Origin of the sequence: Actinomycetospora chibensis, from assembly GCF_028737215.1 — a bacterium.
In the GTDB taxonomy this organism is placed as follows: Bacteria; Actinomycetota; Actinomycetes; order Mycobacteriales; family Pseudonocardiaceae; genus Actinomycetospora; species Actinomycetospora chibensis.
In genome coordinates this window covers 23218-39899 of sequence record NZ_JAQZAM010000001.1, presented here as the reverse complement: position 1 = coordinate 39899, position 16682 = coordinate 23218, and the positions used below count along the sequence as shown (strand labels likewise).

General features: G+C 75.1%; 19 protein-coding genes. 18 read left to right on the top strand and 1 reads right to left on the bottom strand.

The features are described 5' to 3' along the window. Positions 1-19: 19 nt before the first annotated feature. From PH189_RS00215 to PH189_RS00135, 17 genes are all read left to right on the top strand, one after another. Complete coding sequence (locus PH189_RS00215) at positions 20-583, top strand: TIGR03086 family metal-binding protein (RefSeq protein ID WP_274186724.1); 564 nt, start codon at positions 20-22, stop codon at positions 581-583. A gap of 88 nt (positions 584-671) precedes the next feature. After that, a complete protein-coding gene (gene def, locus PH189_RS00210) occupies positions 672-1223 on the top strand; it encodes a peptide deformylase (protein ID WP_274186723.1) in 552 nt (183 codons plus the stop codon). Between the two features lie 3 nt (positions 1224-1226). Continuing rightward, positions 1227-2177: a methionyl-tRNA formyltransferase gene (locus PH189_RS00205; RefSeq protein WP_274186722.1), complete on the top strand. Its 951-nt coding sequence runs from the start codon at positions 1227-1229 to the stop codon at positions 2175-2177. A gap of 28 nt (positions 2178-2205) precedes the next feature. Beyond that, positions 2206-3669: an RsmB/NOP family class I SAM-dependent RNA methyltransferase gene (locus PH189_RS00200; protein ID WP_274186721.1), complete on the top strand. Its 1464-nt coding sequence runs from the start codon at positions 2206-2208 to the stop codon at positions 3667-3669. Then, positions 3666-3956: a hypothetical protein gene (locus PH189_RS00195; protein ID WP_274186720.1), complete on the top strand. Its 291-nt coding sequence runs from the start codon at positions 3666-3668 to the stop codon at positions 3954-3956. Before PH189_RS00200 ends, PH189_RS00195 begins: the two co-directional genes overlap by 4 nt. A 52-nt stretch (positions 3957-4008) precedes the next feature. Continuing rightward, positions 4009-4677 carry a ribulose-phosphate 3-epimerase gene (gene rpe / locus PH189_RS00190; RefSeq protein WP_274187144.1) on the top strand — a complete coding sequence of 223 codons (669 nt, stop codon included), beginning with the start codon at positions 4009-4011 and terminating at the stop codon, positions 4675-4677. 96 nt (positions 4678-4773) lie between these two features. Next, on the top strand, positions 4774-5385 hold the full coding sequence (locus PH189_RS00185) for a riboflavin synthase (protein ID WP_274186719.1): 612 nt from the start codon (positions 4774-4776) through the stop codon (positions 5383-5385). Positions 5386-5391: 6 nt separating this feature from the next. Beyond that, positions 5392-6675 (top strand): bifunctional 3,4-dihydroxy-2-butanone-4-phosphate synthase/GTP cyclohydrolase II, encoded by a 1284-nt coding sequence (locus PH189_RS00180; protein WP_274186718.1) that lies wholly within the window; start codon positions 5392-5394, stop codon positions 6673-6675. Beyond that, positions 6672-7145: a 6,7-dimethyl-8-ribityllumazine synthase gene (ribH, locus tag PH189_RS00175; protein WP_274186717.1), complete on the top strand. Its 474-nt coding sequence runs from the start codon at positions 6672-6674 to the stop codon at positions 7143-7145. Before PH189_RS00180 ends, ribH begins: the two co-directional genes overlap by 4 nt. Further along, entirely contained in the window at positions 7142-7630 is a 489-nt protein-coding gene (locus tag PH189_RS00170; protein WP_274186716.1) for a PH domain-containing protein, read from the top strand. Before ribH ends, PH189_RS00170 begins: the two co-directional genes overlap by 4 nt. After that, the gene (locus tag PH189_RS00165; RefSeq protein ID WP_274186715.1) at positions 7627-8625 is read left to right on the top strand and encodes a quinone-dependent dihydroorotate dehydrogenase; all 999 of its coding nucleotides are present in this window, start codon (positions 7627-7629) and stop codon (positions 8623-8625) included. The genes PH189_RS00170 and PH189_RS00165 overlap by 4 nt, the downstream gene beginning before the upstream one ends. A gap of 38 nt (positions 8626-8663) precedes the next feature. Beyond that, a complete protein-coding gene (locus PH189_RS00160) occupies positions 8664-9356 on the top strand; it encodes an HAD family hydrolase (RefSeq protein WP_274186714.1) in 693 nt (230 codons plus the stop codon). A 115-nt stretch (positions 9357-9471) separates the two neighbouring features. Next, positions 9472-9909 carry a Rieske (2Fe-2S) protein gene (locus PH189_RS00155; protein ID WP_274186713.1) on the top strand — a complete coding sequence of 146 codons (438 nt, stop codon included), beginning with the start codon at positions 9472-9474 and terminating at the stop codon, positions 9907-9909. After that, positions 9909-12965, top strand: coding sequence for a DEAD/DEAH box helicase (locus PH189_RS00150; protein WP_274186712.1), 3057 nt, complete (start codon positions 9909-9911; stop codon positions 12963-12965). The genes PH189_RS00155 and PH189_RS00150 overlap by 1 nt, the downstream gene beginning before the upstream one ends. Then, positions 12955-13788 (top strand): SWIM zinc finger family protein, encoded by an 834-nt coding sequence (locus PH189_RS00145; RefSeq protein WP_274186711.1) that lies wholly within the window; start codon positions 12955-12957, stop codon positions 13786-13788. The genes PH189_RS00150 and PH189_RS00145 overlap by 11 nt, the downstream gene beginning before the upstream one ends. Before the next feature lie 8 nt (positions 13789-13796). Further along, positions 13797-14498 (top strand): PIG-L deacetylase family protein, encoded by a 702-nt coding sequence (locus PH189_RS00140; protein WP_274186710.1) that lies wholly within the window; start codon positions 13797-13799, stop codon positions 14496-14498. A 127-nt stretch (positions 14499-14625) separates the two neighbouring features. After that, on the top strand, positions 14626-14916 hold the full coding sequence (locus tag PH189_RS00135; protein WP_274186709.1) for a hypothetical protein: 291 nt from the start codon (positions 14626-14628) through the stop codon (positions 14914-14916). Between the two features lie 19 nt (positions 14917-14935). Here the strand turns inward: PH189_RS00135 and PH189_RS00130 are convergent, their stop codons facing one another. Beyond that, a complete protein-coding gene (locus PH189_RS00130; RefSeq protein ID WP_274186708.1) occupies positions 14936-15583 on the bottom strand; it encodes a TetR/AcrR family transcriptional regulator in 648 nt (215 codons plus the stop codon). A 147-nt stretch (positions 15584-15730) separates the two neighbouring features. On the opposite strand from PH189_RS00130, the gene PH189_RS00125 reads away from it, so the two are divergent. Continuing rightward, positions 15731-16678, top strand: coding sequence for a fumarylacetoacetate hydrolase family protein (locus PH189_RS00125; RefSeq protein WP_274186707.1), 948 nt, complete (start codon positions 15731-15733; stop codon positions 16676-16678). The last annotated feature ends 4 nt before the right edge of the window (positions 16679-16682 follow it).

Here is a 16682-nt window from a genome sequence, read left to right as displayed (position 1 = left end):
TGAACGCGAGGAGGCGATCATGACCACCGAGACCCCCGCCGACCGCCACCGCAGCATCGCCGCGGTCTTCACCGATCGGGTGCACGGCGTGGCCGACTGGGACGTGCCGACGCCGGTGCCCGAGTGGACCGCGCGCGACGTCGTCGGCCACCTGACGACGTGGTCCGCGGGCTTCCTGCACGGGGTCGGCGTGACGCTGCCCCCGGGCCCCGACCCCGCGGACGACCCGGTCGGCGCCTGGGACGCCCACGCCGCGGCGATCCAGGCCCTCCTCGACGACCCGGAGGTCGCCGGACGGACGATCGAGAACCCGCACATGGGCACGATGGAGCTCGCGGCGATGGTGGACCGGATCTACACCACCGACGTCTTCATGCACACCTGGGACCTGGCCCGCGCGACCGGCCAGGACGATCGCCTCGACCCCGCCGTCACCGTCCCGCTCGTCGAGGGGATGGAACAGATGGAGGAGGTCCTGCGCAGTTCCGGGCAGTTCGGCGCGCGGGTGCCGGTGGGAGACGACGCCGACGCGCAGACCCGGCTGCTGGGGCTCATCGGCCGCGACCCCGACTGGAAGCCCTGAGCGTCGACACTCCCTAGACTGGACGGTCGAAGCCCCGTTCCACGGGTCGTCGAGCACTGCTCCGCCTCGTCTCCCGCCGAGAGGACCGATGACCGCCCAGCCCCTGCGCCTGTTCGGCGACCCCATCCTGCGCACGAAGGCCGAGCCCGTCGTCGACTTCGACCGCGAGCTGCGCACCCTCGTCGCGGACCTGCACGAGACGATGCGCGAGGAGGGCGGCGCCGGGCTCGCGGCCCCGCAGATCGGCGTCGGCCTGCGGGTGTTCGTCTTCCGTGCCGACGGGGTCGAGGGACACATGGTCAACCCGACGTGGAACGCCGCCGACGACACCGAGCAGTTCGGTCCCGAGGGCTGCCTGTCCATCCCCGGGCTGCGCTTCGACTGCCGCCGCTTCGAGCACGTCGTCGCCTCCGGCTGGGACCTCCACGGCGAGCCGCAGACCGTCGAGGGCACCGCGCTGGTCGCCCGCGCCATCCAGCACGAGACCGACCACCTCGACGGGGTGCTCTTCCTCGACAAGCTCGACCCCGAGACGCGGCGCGAGGCGATGGCCGAGATCCGCCGCGCGCCGTGGTTCGACCCGGCGGCGCCGCCGAGGGTGAAGACGAGCCCGCACCCCCTCTTCGGACGGGCCACCTGAGACGTGCGCGTCGTCTTCGCGGGCACCCCCGAGCCCGCCCTGCCCGCCCTGCGCGGTCTTCTCGCGAGCGCCCGCCACGAGGTCGTCGCCGTCGTGACGCGCCCGGACGCCCCGGTCGGGCGGTCGAAGCATCCGCAGCGCAGTCCCGTCGGCGCCCTGGGCGACGAGGCCGGGATCCCGGTCCTGACCCCGGTGAAGGCCTCCGAGCCCGCGTTCCTCGAGCAGCTGCGCGCGCTCGCGCCCGACTGCTGCCCCGTGGTGGCCTACGGCAACCTCCTGCGCCGCGAGGCCCTCGACATCCCCGTCCACGGCTGGGTGAACCTGCACTTCTCCCTGCTCCCGGCCTGGCGGGGGGCCGCGCCGGTGCAGGCCGCGATCCGCGCCGGGGACGAGGTCACCGGGGCGAGCACGTTCGCGCTGGAGGAGGGCATGGACACCGGGCCGGTGTACGGGACGGTCACCGAGGAGATCGGCCGCCACGACACCGCCGGCGTGCTGCTCGCCCGCCTCGCCGAGTCGGGCGCGGTCCTGCTGGAGCACACCCTCGACGGCATCGCCGACGGCACGCTGTCGCCCGTGCCCCAGCCGGTCGACGGTGTGTCCTACGCCCCCAAGGTGACCGTCGACGACGCCCGCGTCGTCTGGACCCACCCCGCGCCCGCCGTGGATCGGCTCGTGCGCTCGGTGACGCCCGCCCCCGGGGCGTGGACGACCTTCCGCGAGGCCCGGCTCAAACTGGGCCCCGTGCTGACCACCGGCGAGGGCGGGCTCGACCCTGGCGCGATCCGCGTGGAGCGCGGCCGCGTCCTCGTCGGGACGGCTGGCGCCGCGGTCGCGCTCGGCGACGTCCAGCCCGGCGGCAAGCGCCCCATGCCCGCCGTGGACTGGGCGCGCGGCGTGCGCCCGGAGCCGGGGGAGCGGTTCGGGGCGAGCGAAGCGACGGGGTCCCGATGACCGGGGCGAGCGAAGCGACGGGGTATCGATGACCGACAGCTCCGTCCCGCCCGGCGGGCACCGGTCGGGTCGCGGGCCCCGCAAGCGGGACGACAAGCGGCGCAGCGGGCCGCCCCGCGGCCGCCAGGGCCCGAACCGCCCGCCGACCGGCGACCCCGCCCGCGAGGCCGCCCTCGACACGCTGCGCGCCGTGCGCGAGGACGCCGCCTACGCGAACCTCGTCCTGCCCGCCCTGCTGCGCGAGCGGCGGATCTCCGGGCGGGATGCGGCGCTGGCCACCGAGCTCGCCTACGGCGCCTGCCGGGCCCAGGGCCTGCTCGACGCCGTCCTCGGTGCCTGCGTCGACCGCCCGATCGACGGCCTCGACGGCGTCGTCCTCGACACCCTGCGGCTGGGCGCCCAGCAGCTGCTGCGCACCCGGATCCCCCCGCACGCCGCGGTCGGCGCGGCCGTGGAGCTCGTGCGCGCCCGGGCCGGATCGCGGCCCACGGGCTTCGTCAACGCCGTGCTGCGCAAGGTCGCCGAGCACACCGAGGCCGCGTGGGTGGAGCGGCTCGCGCCGTCGGACGACCTGGGGCGGCTCGCCTTCACCCACGCGCACCCGCGGTGGATCGCCGAGGTCTTCGCGCGTGCCCTCGGGGGTGAGGAGGAGCTCACGGAGTTGTCAGCCGCCCTCGCCGCCGACGACGCCCGCCCCGCCGTGCACCTCGCCGCCCGTCCCGGGGAGATCTCCGCCGAGGAGCTCGCCGCGATCACCGGCGGCGAGGAGTCGCCCTACTCGCCCTACGGCGTCCTGCTCACCGAGGGCGGCGACCCCGGGGAGCTGGCGCCGGTCCGCGAGGGCCTGGCCGTGGTCCAGGACGAGGGCAGCCAGCTGGTCGCGCTCCTGGCCACGCGCGCACCGGTGGACGGTGAGGACACCCGATGGCTCGACCTGTGCGCGGGGCCCGGCGGCAAGGCCGTGATGCTCGGGGCGCTCGTCGCGATCGAGGGTGGGACCCTCGACGCCGTCGACCGTGCCCCCCACCGCGCCCGGCTCGTCGAGCAGGCGACCGAGGGCCTGCCGGTGCGGGTCCACACCGGCGACGCCCGCGAGCTCGCGCTGCCCGAGGCCGCGTACGACCGCGTGCTCGTCGACGCCCCCTGCACGGGTCTCGGCGCGCTGCGCCGGCGTCCCGAGGCCCGGTGGCGCCGCCTGCCCGACGACGTCACCGAGCTCACGGCGCTGCAGCGCGAGCTCCTGCGCGCCGGACTCGAGCGCACGCGCCCGGGCGGCGTCGTCACCTACGCGACGTGCTCGCCGCACCCCGACGAGACCGCCGCCGTCGTCACCGCCGTCGCGGCGGAGACCGGCGCCGAGGTGCTCGACACCCCGGCGCTGCTGCCGGAGGTGCCCGACACGGGGCTGCCGGACGGCGCGCCGGGCATCCAGCTCTGGCCCCACCGCCACGGCACCGACGCGATGTACGCCGCGGTCCTGCGCAAGCGGTGAGGCCTGTCCTCGACTGGTGGCTCGCCGACCGCACGCGGGGCGGGCCGGGCTCCGCGCCGTGGGTCGTCGGGCAGTGGCCGAACCCCGCCCTGGTGGTCTTCCTGCTCGCCCTGGTGGTCCGCCTCGTGGTACCCGATCCCGCCGTCGCGGAGACGCTGGTGCTCGTCGGACGCGGGGCGCTGCTCGTGTGGGGGCTCGACGAGCTCGTCCGCGGGGTGAACCCGTTCCGCCGGGTGCTCGGGCTCGGGGTCTCCGGATGGCAGGTCGCCGGCCTCCTGACCGCCTGACGCCGCGACCGTCGCACGGGCCACTACCATGCGTCACGTGTCCCGCACCCCGATGATCGCCCCGAGCATCCTGTCCGCGGACTTCGCGCGGCTCGCGGAGGAGGCGGCCGCGGTCCCGGGTGCGGACTGGCTGCACGTCGACGTCATGGACGGGCACTTCGTCCCCAACCTCACCCTGGGGCTGCCCGTGGTCGAGGCGCTGGGACGGTCGACCCCCATCCCGCTCGACTGCCACCTGATGATCGACGACCCCGACCGGTGGGCCCCCGGGTACGCCGAGATCGGATCGCGCAACGTCACCGTGCACGCGGAGGCCGCCCACGACCCCCGCGGCTGCGCGCGGGACATCCGGGCGGCGGGCGCCCTGGCCGGGCTGTCGATCAAGCCCGGCACGCCGCTGGAGGACTGGGTCGAGGTCCTGCGCGACTTCGACACCCTGCTCGTCATGAGCGTCGAGCCCGGCTTCGGCGGGCAGAGCTTCATGCCCGAGGTGTTGGAGAAGGTGCGCACCGCGCGGCGCCTGGTCGACACCGGGCACCTGACCGTGCTCGTGGAGATCGACGGCGGGATCAGCGCGAGCACGGTGGAGCAGGCGGCCGAGGCGGGCGTCGACTGCTTCGTCGCCGGCTCGGCGGTCTACGGCGCCGACGACCCGAACAAGGCCGTCGAGGCGCTGCGCGCCCAGGCCGCGGCGGCGTCCGTCCACCTCGGCGTGGGGTGAGATCGGAGTCACGACGGTGGTGCTGCCGGGTGACGACGTCGTGAGGATGATGGCGGGCGGGCAGCGTCGTCCGGACCAGCCAGCGAGGAGACCGCAGTGTTCACGGGGATCGTCGAGGAGATCGGCGAGATCGTCGGCGTCGTCGGACAGGACGACGCGGCGCGCCTGCGCGTGCGCGGCCCCCTGGTGATCTCCGACGCCCGCCCCGGGGACTCCATCGCCGTCAACGGCGTGTGCCTCACGGTCACCGAACCGACCTCCGACGAGTTCGGCGTCGACGTCATGGGCGAGACGCTTCGCCGCTCCAGCCTGGCGGGCGCGACGGCCGGGACGCGCGTCAACCTCGAGCGGGCCGTGGCCGCGGGCGACCGCCTCGGCGGGCACATCATGCAGGGCCACGTCGACGGCACGGCCACCGTCGTCGAGCGCACCGAGCACGCGCAGTGGACGACGCTGCGGTTCCGGGTCGAGAACGATCTCACCCGCTACATCGTCGAGAAGGGCTCGATCGCCGTGGACGGCGTGAGCCTGACCGTCACCGAGGTCGACGACGACTCGTTCGCCGTCGGGCTCATCCCGACCACGCTGCGGGAGACGACCCTGGGGGAGCGCACCGTGGGATCCACGGTCAACCTCGAGGTGGACGTGGTCGCCAAGTACGTGGAGCGGCTCGTGGGTTTCCAGGCCGGCACATCGCAGGGGAAGTAGGAGTTCGTGGACGGCTTCGAGCACATCGAGCGGGCGATCGCCGACATCGCCGCGGGCAAGGCCGTCGTCGTCGTCGACGACGAGGACCGCGAGAACGAGGGCGACCTCGTGTTCGCGGCGCAGCACGCCACGCCGGAGCTCGTCTCGTTCATGGTGCGCTACACCTCGGGCTACATCTGCGTCCCGCTGACCGGCGAGGCGTGCGACCGGCTGGACCTCCCGCCGGCCCATTCCATCAACCAGGACCGCCACGGCACCGCGTACACCGTGTCCGTGGACGCCCGCGAGGGCATCGGCACCGGCATCTCGGGCACCGACCGCGCGCACACCATCCGCGTGCTGGCCGACCCGGAGTCCGGGCCCACCGACCTCGCGCGCCCCGGGCACCTCGTGCCGCTGCGCGCCCGCGACGGCGGCGTCCTGCGCCGCCCCGGGCACACCGAGGCCGCGGTCGACCTGGCGCGCCTGGCCGGGCTGGAGCCCGCCGGCGCGATCTGCGAGATCGTCTCGCAGAAGGACGACGGCGACATGGCGCGCTTCGAGGAGCTCCAGGTCTTCGCCGACGAGCACGAGCTCTCGCTCATCACGATCAAGGACCTGATCGCCTACCGGCGCCGGTCGGAGAAGCAGGTCGTGCAGGTCGCGCACGCCAACATCCCCACCGACCACGGCGAGTTCGTGGCCTACGGCTACGACTCGCTGCTCGACGGCATCGAGCACGTCGCCCTCGTCCACGGCGATCTCGGCGACGGCGAGGACGTCCTGGTCCGCGTGCACTCCGAGTGCCTCACCGGCGACGTCCTGCGCTCGCGGCGCTGCGACTGCGGTCCCCAGCTCGACGCCGCCATGGCCGCGGTGGTCGCCGAGGGCCGCGGGGTCGTCCTCTACGTGCGCGGCCACGAGGGCCGGGGGATCGGCCTGATCCACAAGCTGCAGGCCTACCAGCTCCAGGACGCCGGGGCGGACACCGTGGACGCCAACCTCGCGCTCGGCATGCCCGCGGACGCTCGCGACTACGGCACGGGCGCCCAGATCCTCGCCGACCTGGGCATCACGAGCATGCGTCTGCTGACCAACAACCCCGAGAAGCGCGCCGGGCTCGAGGGCTACGGCCTGCAGATCCTCGGCCGCGTCTCGCTGCCCTCCCGCGCGACGCCCGAGAACCTGCGCTACCTGCGCACCAAGCGCGACCGCATGGGCCACGACCTCGAGGGCCTCGACGGCGAGGAGGACGGTGTCGTGGCGCAGCCCGCCGACACCGACCGGCCGGCGGTGGGTGGGCGCTCGTGAGCGGCACCGGGCGTCCCGACGCCTCCGTCCCCGACGCCTCCGGCCTGCGCCTGGGCATCGCGGTGACGCGCTGGAACTCGGCGATCACCGACGTCCTGCTCGAGCGGGCCCGCGACGCCGCGGCGAAGTCCGGGGTGTCCGAGCCGACCGTCGTCCACGTGGCCGGCGCGATGGAGCTCCCGGTCGTCTGCCAGGGCCTCGCCGAGGGTCACGACGCCGTCGTCGGGCTCGGTGTCGTCATCCGCGGATCGACGCCGCACTTCGACTACGTCTGCGACACCGTCACCGCGGGCCTGCTCCGGGTGGGGCTCGACGCCCGCACCCCGGTCGGCAACGGCGTGCTCACCGTCGAGACCGAGGAGCAGGCCTGGGAGCGCGCGGGCACCCCGACGTCGACCGAGGACAAGGGCTTCGAGGCCACCGTCGCGGCGCTGGACGCGGCGCTGACGCTGCGGGGGCTGGCGACGTGACCGCGCCCGTCGAGCCGGTCGACATCGGCGAGGTCGAGCTCGAGGTCCGCCCCGTGCGCATCCGCTGGGTGGCCTGGGGCGTGGCCGTGTTCCTGTTCGCGTTCTTCGGCGTCGGCGCGCTGCTGGTGTTCGTCGAGTCCTCGGGCTTCAACTTCCGCCCCGCCGACCAGATCGCGATGGTCGTGCTCGGCACGATCCTCGCCGGCTGCGCCCTGCTGTTCACCCGCCCGCGCCTGCGGGCCGGGCCGGGCGGGGTCGAGGTGCGGGCGACGATCCTCACGCGCCGGATGCCCTGGTCGGAGGTCGTCGCGGTGAGCTTCCCCGATGGCGCCCAGTTCGCCCGTCTCGACCTGCCCGACGACGAGTACCTGACGATCTCGGCGCTCCAGGCCGTCGACCGGGGCCACGCGGCGCGCGGTGTGACGGCCCTGCGCCGGCTGCACGCGCAGTACCACCGGGCCGGAGCGGACGCCGCGGGAGCATGAACCCGTACGACCTGCTCTTCCGTCACGTCGCGACCCGGGTGCCCGCCGAGCTCACCCACCGGGTCGGGGTGACGGCGCTCCGGGCGGCGACGCCGCTGCTCCCGGCCGGTGAGGTGTCGGCTCCGGTCACGGCGATGGGCCTGCGCTTCGCCAACCCGCTCGGGGTCGCGGCGGGCTACGACAAGGACGCCGAGGGCGTGCGCGGGCTCGCGCGTCTGGGGTTCGGGGCGGTCGAGGTCGGCACCGTGACCGCCCGCCCGCAGCCCGGGAACCCGCGGCCGCGGCTCTTCCGGCTGCCCGCCGACCGGGCGCTGATCAACCGGATGGGCTTCAACAACGCAGGCGCCGACGTCGTCGCCGCGCGCCTGGCCGCCGTCCGCGCGCGGGGCGCCGGGACCGTGGTCGGGGTCAACATCGGGCGCTCCAAGACCGCGACGGACGCCGTCGCCGACTACCGGTACTCCGCGCGGGTGCTCGGCCCGCACGCCGACTACGTGGTGGTCAACGTCAGCTCCCCGAACACCCCGGGCCTGCGCGATCTGCAGGGCGTCGACGCGCTCGAGCCGCTGCTCGCGGCGGTGCGCTCCGAGGTCGGCGCGACCCCGCTGCTCGTGAAGATCACCGCGGACCTGGACGACGAGGGGGTCGACGCCGTCGCCGACCTCGCGGTGGCCCAGGGCCTCGACGGGATCGTCGCGACGAACACGACGGTCGCGCGCGCCGGGCTGGCCTCGCCGCCCGACCTCGTCAGCGCCGCGGGCTCCGGCGGGCTCTCGGGCGCGCCGCTGGTGGAGCCCGCGCGGGCGGTGCTGGCGCGCCTGCGGGAGCGCGTGGGGGACCGGCTGACCCTGGTGTCGGTCGGCGGGATCGACTCGGGCGCCGAGGCACGCGCCCGGCTCGACGCCGGCGCCACGCTCGTCCAGGCCTACACCGGCTTCGTCTACGGCGGCCCCGCCTGGCCGCGCCGCGTCCTGCGCGAGCTCTCCGGTACGTGAGTGGTTTCCGCCCTCGGAGGGGCGGAAACTGCTCACGTATGACCGCACCCGCCCGCCGTCCCCAGGTCGTGCTCTTCGACCTGTTCGAGACCTGCCTGCAGCTCGAGGGTCTGCGCCCGCGCTTCGCCGCGCTGGGCCGGCCCGAGGACGAGGTGTGGCTGTTCTTCGCCCGCCTCCTGCACCAGGGCATGGCGATGACGCTCGCCGGCGAGGCCCCGCCGTTCGCCACCGTCGCCGCCGACATGCTGCGGCGCACCAGCGGGCGCGACCTCACCGACGACCAGGTCGCATCGGTGCTCGACGGGTTCCGCGAGCTGCCCGTGCACCCCGACGTCGCGCCCGCGCTGCGGCGCCTGGCCGAGGCCGGGGTGCCCGCCTACGGGTTCACGCACGGCTCGGCGGAGGTCGCCGGGGCGGCGCTGGAGGCCGGCGGCGTCCGTGACCTGTTCACCGACGTCATGTCGTGCGCGGAGCTGAAGCAGTTCAAGCCGCCGCCGGCGGTCTACCACTGGGCGTGCGACCGGATCGCCACCGCGCCCGCCCGCACCGCCCTGGTCGCCGTCCACTCGTGGGACGTGCACGGCGCGATCTCGGCCGGCCTGCTCGGCGGGTTCTGCGAGCGTCTCGAGGGCCGGATCCCCGACTCCGTCGCCCGCCCGCACGTCGCCGGCCCGACGCTCGAGGACGTCATCGAGGGCCTCCTCGCCCTCCCCGAGGAACCCACCCCCTGACCCCACGTGAGTGAACTTCGGGCCTATAGCCCCGAAGTTCGCTCACAGACCCTCACCCGGCGGTGACGGGGGCGGCGGGCAGACTGGTCGCACCACCACGATCATGGAGGTCTCGGTGTCCACCACCACCGGTCCCAACCGCCGCACGGTCCTCTGCGGGCTCGCTGCCGCCCTCGCGGCGCCGGGCGCGCTGGCCGCGTGCTCCTCGGACGCCGGAGAGTTCCAGCCCGGCACCCCGACGCAGGCCGCGCCCCCGACGACGGCCGCCGGCGGCACGCCGCTGGCCCGGATCCCGGTGGGCGGCGGCACGATCGTCACGAAGGGCGAGCAGACGATCCTGCTCGTCCAGCCCACGGCCGGGACGGTCAAGGGCTTCGACGCCTCCTGCCCGCACCAGGGCACCACGGTCGACCCGCCCCAGAACGGCGTCATCACCTGCCCGAACCACTTCAGCCAGTTCGACGGCGCCACCGGCGCGCTGCGCAAGGGCCCCGCCGCCTCCGGGCTCACCGAGGTCCCCGTCCGCGTCGTCGACGGCTCCGTGCAGGTGTAATGGGGGGCGTGCTCGCGCTGCACGCCCTGTGGTCGCCCGGACGCGGCGTCTGCCTGTGGGCCGAGGATCCCGAGCGGCCGGTGCGCACCGCGAGCCGTGCGCGCCGCGGTGCCCGGCCCCATCCCTTCGCGGTGCCGGCCGAGCGCCTGGCGGCGGTGTGGGGCACCGGCGGCGCCGCGACGGCGGGCGTCGCGGTGCTCGCCCTGCCCTCCGACCCCGATGCCCCGCGCGACTCCGACGACCTCGAGCGCGAGGAACCCCGGGACAACGCCTCCGGCCCCGGCGCCGCCGTCCTCGCCGACTGGTCGGTCCCCGTCCTCGAGCTCCCGCCCGGCGCGGCGCCGCCGGTCGCCCCCGCCGGCACCCGGGCGAGCCCCTCGGTGGCGGCGCTGCGGGCCGTCGACGCCCTCGCCACCGACCTGATCGTCCGGGGACGCGTCCTGCCCGCCCCGGACGAGGCGGGGGACGGGGACGGGCACGGCCTCGTCTGGCACCCCGTGCTCCAGGGCCCCGATCTCGTGGCCGCGGACACCCTCGCCGCGGCGCTGCCCCCGGTGTGCCGGTGCGAGCGCGTGCCCGGGGAGGACCCACCGACCGCGGCCGCCGTCGTCGAGGCCGCCCTGGCCGCGGCCGTCGACGCCCACGCGCGCGCTCGGATCACGGGCACCGAGGAGCTCGCGTCGGCCCCGGACTGGGCGCACGCGCTGGGCGCCGAGCCCGTGCTCGGCGGGACGTCCCCGCCCGCCACCCTCCTGGCCGGCCTGCGCCGCTGGGCCGTCGTCGGCGCGCCGCACGCCGGCCCGGCGCGGGCGTCGTTCCGGTTGGACGAGGTGGTGGTCGACCACCTCGGGCACGCCGTCGAGGATCCCGAGCCGTTGTTCCGGCTGACCTTCGCCCTCCAGTCGGCCCAGGACCCCAGCCTCACCGTCGACGCCGGCACCGTGTGGCGCGACTCCACCGCCCTGCGCCGCTGGCTCGACGACCCCGCCGACCTGCTGCTCGGCGAGCTCGGCCGCGCCGCGCGCGTCTACCCCGAGATCGGCGACGCGCTGCGCACCCCGCGGCCCACCGGCATGGACCTCGACCTCGCCGGCGCGCACCACTTCCTCGCCCATGTCGCCGCCGATCTCGATCGCGCCGGCTTCGGGGTGCTGCTGCCCGCGGGCTGGCGCGGCGGGCCGGCGCGCCTCGGGCTCGTCGGCGCCGGGCAGGCCGAGGGGCCCGAGGGTGTCGTCACCACCAGCGCCCGGCTGCGCCGCGACGACCTCGTCGACTTCTCCTGGCGCCTCGCGGTCGACGGCGAGGCCCTGTCGGACGACGAGATGGACGCGCTCGTGCGCGCGAAGGCGCCGCTGGTGCGCCTGCGGGGGCGCTGGGTCGCCGTCGACCCGGACCGGCTGCGGGACGGGCTCGCCTTCCTCGCCGAACGGCGCGACCACCCGAGCGTCGGCGACGTCCTGCACCTCGCCGTCACGCACCCCGACGACGTCCCGGCGCCGCTGCCCGTGGAGGAGCTGCGCCTCGACGGGGCGCTCGGCGACCTCCTCGCGGGCGGGTCGTCCCTCGAGCCGCTCGACGACCCGCCCGGCGTGCACGCCACGCTGCGGCCCTACCAGCGCCGCGGGCTGTCCTGGCTGGCGTTCCTCGCCCGCCTGGGCCTCGGTGGTGTGCTCGCCGACGACATGGGCCTGGGCAAGACGCTGCAGGTCCTGGCGCTGGAGAGCCACGAACGTGGCGCGGACGCACCCGGCCCGACCCTGCTCGTCTGCCCCACCTCGGTGGTCTCCACGTGGCGCCGGGAGGCCGAGCGCTTCGTCCCCGACCTGCGCGTCGCCGTGCACCACGGCGCCGGGCGCACCGACCCCGCCGGGGCGGCCGCCGACGCCGACCTCGTCGTCACCTCGTACGGCACGCTGGTCCGCGACTCCGAGGCCCTCGCGGGCGTCGCCTGGCACCGCGTCGTGCTCGACGAGGCCCAGATGGTCAAGAACAACCGCTCGCGCGGCGCGAAGGCCGTGCGCCGCCTCGACGCCGAGCACCGCCTCGCGCTGACCGGCACGCCCGTCGAGAACCGGCTCGCCGAGCTGTGGTCGATCATGGATGCGGTCAACCCCGGCATGCTCGGCACGGCCTCGGCGTTCCGCGAGCGCTACGCCGTCCCCGTCGAGCGCCACGGACGTACCGACGTCGCCGAGGACCTGCGCCGGCGCACGCGACCCTTCCTGCTGCGCCGTCTCAAGACCGACCCGACGGTCGTCGACGACCTGCCGGACAAGATCGAGACGATCGAGCGCTGCGGCCTGACCGGCGAGCAGGCCTCGCTCTACCGCGTCGTCGTCGACCAGATGCTCGACACGATCGACGACGTGAAGCCGGGCATCGAGCGCCGCGGCCGGGTGCTCGCGGCGATGACGAAGCTCAAGCAGGTGTGCAACCACCCCGCGCTGCTGCTGCACGACGGCTCCCCGATCGGCCGGCGGTCGGGGAAGATCGCGCGGCTCGAGGAGATCCTCGCCGAGGTGCTCGCCGCCGGGGACAGGGCGCTGCTGTTCACGCAGTTCGCGGCGTTCGGGGACATGCTCGCCCCGCACCTGGCCGCCCGCTTCGACACCGAGGTGGCGTGGCTGCACGGCGGCGTCAGCCGGAAGGCCCGGGACGGGATGGTGCAGCGCTTCCAGTCCGGCGAGGGCCCGTCGCTCTTCCTGCTCTCCCTGCGCGCCGGGGGTACCGGGATCACGCTCACCGCCGCCCAGCACGTCGTGCACCTCGACCGGTGGTGGAACCCCGCTGTCGAGGACCAGGCCACCGACCGGGCCTACCGCATCGGCCAGAAGCGCACCGTGGGCGTCCGCAAGCTCGTCACGGCGGGGACGCTGGAGGAGCGCATCGACGACCTCGTCGCCGGCAAGCGCGCCCTGGCCGACCTCGCGGTGCGCGACGGCGAGGACTGGCTGGCCGACCTGTCCACCGACGACCTGGCCCGCGTTCTCTCCCTCGACACCGAGCCCGACGAGCCCGACGACGACCTGGGGGAGGAGGACGACGATGGTGCGTGAGCAGCGCTCGGGTCCGCGCTTCTCGGAGAGGTTCGACGATTTCGGCCCTCGCAAGAAGGTCGAGGACGGCCTGGTGGCCCGCAGCCGCCGGGGCGCGATCGGAGAGTCCTGGTGGTCGGGGCGCTTCCTCGCCGTGCTGACGCAGCTGGGCGTGGGCGGGCGCCTCGACCGTGGCAAGACCTACGCGCGGGCCGGTCAGGTCGTCGACCTCGCGATCGAGCCCGGCGCGATCACCGCGACCGTGCAGGGCAGCCGCGACGAACCCTATCGCGCCCGGATCGGGCTGCGGCCCTTCGCCGACGAGGCCTGGGAGGCCGTGCTCGACGCGCTGGCCGCCGACTCCTGGTACGCCGCGGCCCTGCTCGCCGGCGAGGTGCCCGACGACCTCGAGGCCGTCCTCGCCGGCGTGGGCCTCTCGCTCTTCCCGCAGGGGTCGGGCGAGCTGCCGATGGACTGCTCGTGCCCCGACTGGTCGGTGCCGTGCAAGCACCTCGCCGCCGTCGCCTACCTGGCGGCCGAGGAGTTCGACGTCGACCCGTTCGCGCTGCTGCGCTGGCGCGGCCGCGACCGGGCGACCCTGCTCGCGGCGCTGCGCGACCGCCGCGACGCGGGCGCGGGCACCCCGACGGCCCTCGAGGACCTGCTCGATCGCTTCCACGGCCCGGGCGTCCCGGTGCCCGGCCCGCCCGAGCGCGCGGCCCGTCTCGCGCCCGATCCGGAGGCCCTGCTGGACGAGCTGCCGCCGCTCGACGTGGACGGTGTCGACGCCCGCGAGGTGTTGCGTCCGCTGTATCGGCGACTCGCCGAGCCCCCGGTGGGGTAGAAACGCGCGTGCGCATCCTCATCATGGTCGCCCACCCCGACGACATCGACTTCGGCAGCGGCGGCTCGGTGGCCACCTGGACCGGCGACGGACACGAGGTGTCCTACTGCCTCGTCACCGACGGCGACGCGGGCGGGTTCGACGAAGGCATCAGCCGCCCCGACATGGCCGTGCTGCGCCGCAAGGAGCAGACCGCGGCGGCGGCGATCCTCGGCGTCACCGACCTGCACTTCCTCGGCTGGCCCGACGGGCGCGTCTACGTCACCCACGAGCTGCGGCGCGACCTCACCCGCGTCATCCGCACCGTGCGTCCCGACCGGGTCGTGACGTCGTCACCGACGCGCAACCTGCGCTCGATGTACGGCAGCCACCCCGACCACACGGCGGTCGGCGAGGCCGTGATGTGCGCGGTCTACCCGGACGCCCGCAACCCCTTCGCCCACCCCGAGCTGCTGGCCGACGAGGGGCTCACGGCCCACACCGTCGGCGAGCTCTGGATCACGCACATGGGGGAGGGCGCCGACACCTACATCGACACGACCGACGCCTACCAGCGCAAGGTCGAGGCCCTGCTCGCCCACGAGAGCCAGACCGCGCACATGGAGGACCTGCGCGGACGCATGTGGGCGTGGGGCCGGGTGCAGGCCAAGGCCGCCGGTTTCGGCGAGGACCGCCTCGCCGAGGGCTACCTGGTGCTCGACACGCGCTGACGGAGCTGCGTGAGCGACACAACGGTCGTCACGGCTTTCGTCCCGGGCGAACCGGGTGAACCCTGGAGCACGGACCATGTGGGGTCGGCGTCGCTCCCTTCCCGTGAGCCCGTGGAGGGAGAACGCCATGGACGACATCTCGTGGCTCGGCAACCGTGTCCAGATCGAGGAGATCCAGGGCACGGATCTGACGTACCTCCAGTGGCGCCGCCCCTGGCACGGTTCGCTGCGGGGCTACCTCGTCGTCGGCTCCGAGGAGTGGGCCCTGATCGAGGGCGCGGTCGAGGACGCGGCCGCGGGGCGGCGTGCGCACCCGCGTCTCGACGCCGCCGGGCAGCCGACCGACCTCGAGGCCTACTTCACCGAGGTCCTCGGTCGCCGGCCGTCCGACCCGGCACCCCTGGACGCGACGCCCTGAGCCCCGGGCTCCCGGCGCCTCACGACGCCAGCGCGCCCCCGAGCACCGCCTCCAGCACGGCCGAGAGCTCCTCGTCCAGGCGGAACGGGGCGGGCTCGGCGTCGATCCACCGGACGACGGCCGAGTAGTAGCCCAGCGCCAGGAGCCGTCCCACCCGCGCCGGGTCCGACGGCGGGCGCAACGACGCGCCGCTCGCCCCGACCAGCGCGGCGAGGTCCTTGGCGAGGACGTGGTCGAGGAACACGTCGTTGCTCTTCAGCGACGCCGGCATCATCGCCTTGGTCTCGGTCCTCGTCTCGAGGTTCACCGCGGCGAGCGCCGCGAAGTACCGCTCGAGGAGCTCGCGCAGCGGCAGCACCGACGGGTCGAACCGGCTCGTCGCCCGCGCGGCGCGCTGGCGTCGTCGCAGCGCCCACTCCTCGAGGAAGAGTCCCTTGCGGGTGAAGTGGTTGAACACCGTGGCGCGGGCGAGACCCGCGCGCGCGGCGATGTCCTCCATCGAGGTCGCGTCGAAGCCCCGCTCCACGAACAGGCCGATCGCGGCCTCGTAGACCCGGTCGCGACGCTCCTCGCGCTTGCGGGCGCGGGTGCTCCGCGGTGGGAACCCGAGGACGGGCTCCTGGTCCACCGCCCCCGCCGACTCCGTCCCCGCGGCTCGCGCGTCCATCGCGATCAGTAGAGCACACCCGTCGCCCCAGGAAGCTGGACCCGGGTCTTGTCTTCGCCGCCGACCGTGACCTACGTTGCACCAGGAAGCTGGACCGGGGTCCAGTTTCGTCCTGGCATCGCGAGGAGGCGGTCGGGCGTGCGATGGGTGACCTACGACGCGGGGGACGGCGAGCGGGTCGGGCTCCTGGACGGTGACGGGAACGGCGACACGGTCCGCGGCCTCCCGGCCGGCACGACGCTCCTGGGGTTCCTGGGTGACGACGGCGAGCGGCTCGCCGAGGCCGGCGCCAGGGCGCGGAGCGACCCGGCCGAGGTCCGGGCGCTCGACGACGTGCGGCTGCTCGCGCCGATCCCGCGACCGCCCTCGGTGCGCGACGGCCTGTGCTTCCTGGAGCATCTGCGCGGTTGCTACCGGGCGCTCGGGCGGTCCACCGAGCTCGCGCCGGTGTGGACCGAGACGCCTGCGTTCTACTTCGGCAACCCCGCGGCGGTGATCGGCCCGTACGACGACGTCCCGATCGCTCCCGGCTCCGGGCTCTTCGACCTCGAGCTCGAGATCGGCGCCGTGATCGGCCGTGGCGGACGTGACCTGCCCCCGGACTCCGCCGAGGGCCACCTCGTCGGCTACACGTTCTTCAACGACTGGACCGCCCGCGACCATCAGATGCGTGACATGGCGCAGGGCATCGGGATGGGCAAGGCCAAGGACAGCGCGATCACCCTCGGCCCCGCCCTCGTCACCGTGGACGAGCTCGAGCCCCACCGCGCCGAGCAGGGGTTCACGTTCGAGGTCACGGCGACGGTCAACGACCGCCGGATCGCCACGGGCTCCCTGGCCGGCATGGACTGGAGCTTCGGCGAGCTGCTCGCCTTCCTGTCGCGCGGCACCGACCTGCGGCCCGGCGACGTGATCGGCTCCGGCACCGTGCCCGGCGGGTGCCTGCTCGAGCACGTCGACACCGCCGACCCCGCCGCGTTCACGGGCTGGCTGCAGCCCGGCGACGTCGTCTCGCTGGCGTCGGAGGCGCTGGGGGAGACGCGCCAGGTCGTCCGCCCCGCTCCGCCGGTCACGCGCCTGCGCACCGGCTTCTGACCCG

What these genes read in the sequence shown, in the direction of transcription:
- PH189_RS00215 (WP_274186724.1), top strand. Translation starts at nt 20, where the DNA reads ATGACCACCGAGACCCCCGCCGACCGCCACCGCAGCATCGCCGCGGTC.
- def (WP_274186723.1), top strand. Translation starts at nt 672, where the DNA reads ATGACCGCCCAGCCCCTGCGCCTGTTCGGCGACCCCATCCTGCGCACG.
- PH189_RS00200 (WP_274186721.1), top strand. Translation starts at nt 2,206, where the DNA reads ATGACCGACAGCTCCGTCCCGCCCGGCGGGCACCGGTCGGGTCGCGGG.
- rpe (WP_274187144.1), top strand. Translation starts at nt 4,009, where the DNA reads ATGATCGCCCCGAGCATCCTGTCCGCGGACTTCGCGCGGCTCGCGGAG.
- PH189_RS00165 (WP_274186715.1), top strand. Translation starts at nt 7,627, where the DNA reads ATGAACCCGTACGACCTGCTCTTCCGTCACGTCGCGACCCGGGTGCCC.
- PH189_RS00160 (WP_274186714.1), top strand. Translation starts at nt 8,664, where the DNA reads ATGACCGCACCCGCCCGCCGTCCCCAGGTCGTGCTCTTCGACCTGTTC.
- PH189_RS00150 (WP_274186712.1), top strand. Translation starts at nt 9,909, where the DNA reads ATGGGGGGCGTGCTCGCGCTGCACGCCCTGTGGTCGCCCGGACGCGGC.
- PH189_RS00145 (WP_274186711.1), top strand. Translation starts at nt 12,955, where the DNA reads ATGGTGCGTGAGCAGCGCTCGGGTCCGCGCTTCTCGGAGAGGTTCGAC.
- PH189_RS00135 (WP_274186709.1), top strand. Translation starts at nt 14,626, where the DNA reads ATGGACGACATCTCGTGGCTCGGCAACCGTGTCCAGATCGAGGAGATC.
- PH189_RS00130 (WP_274186708.1), bottom strand. Translation starts at nt 15,583, where the DNA reads ATGGACGCGCGAGCCGCGGGGACGGAGTCGGCGGGGGCGGTGGACCAG.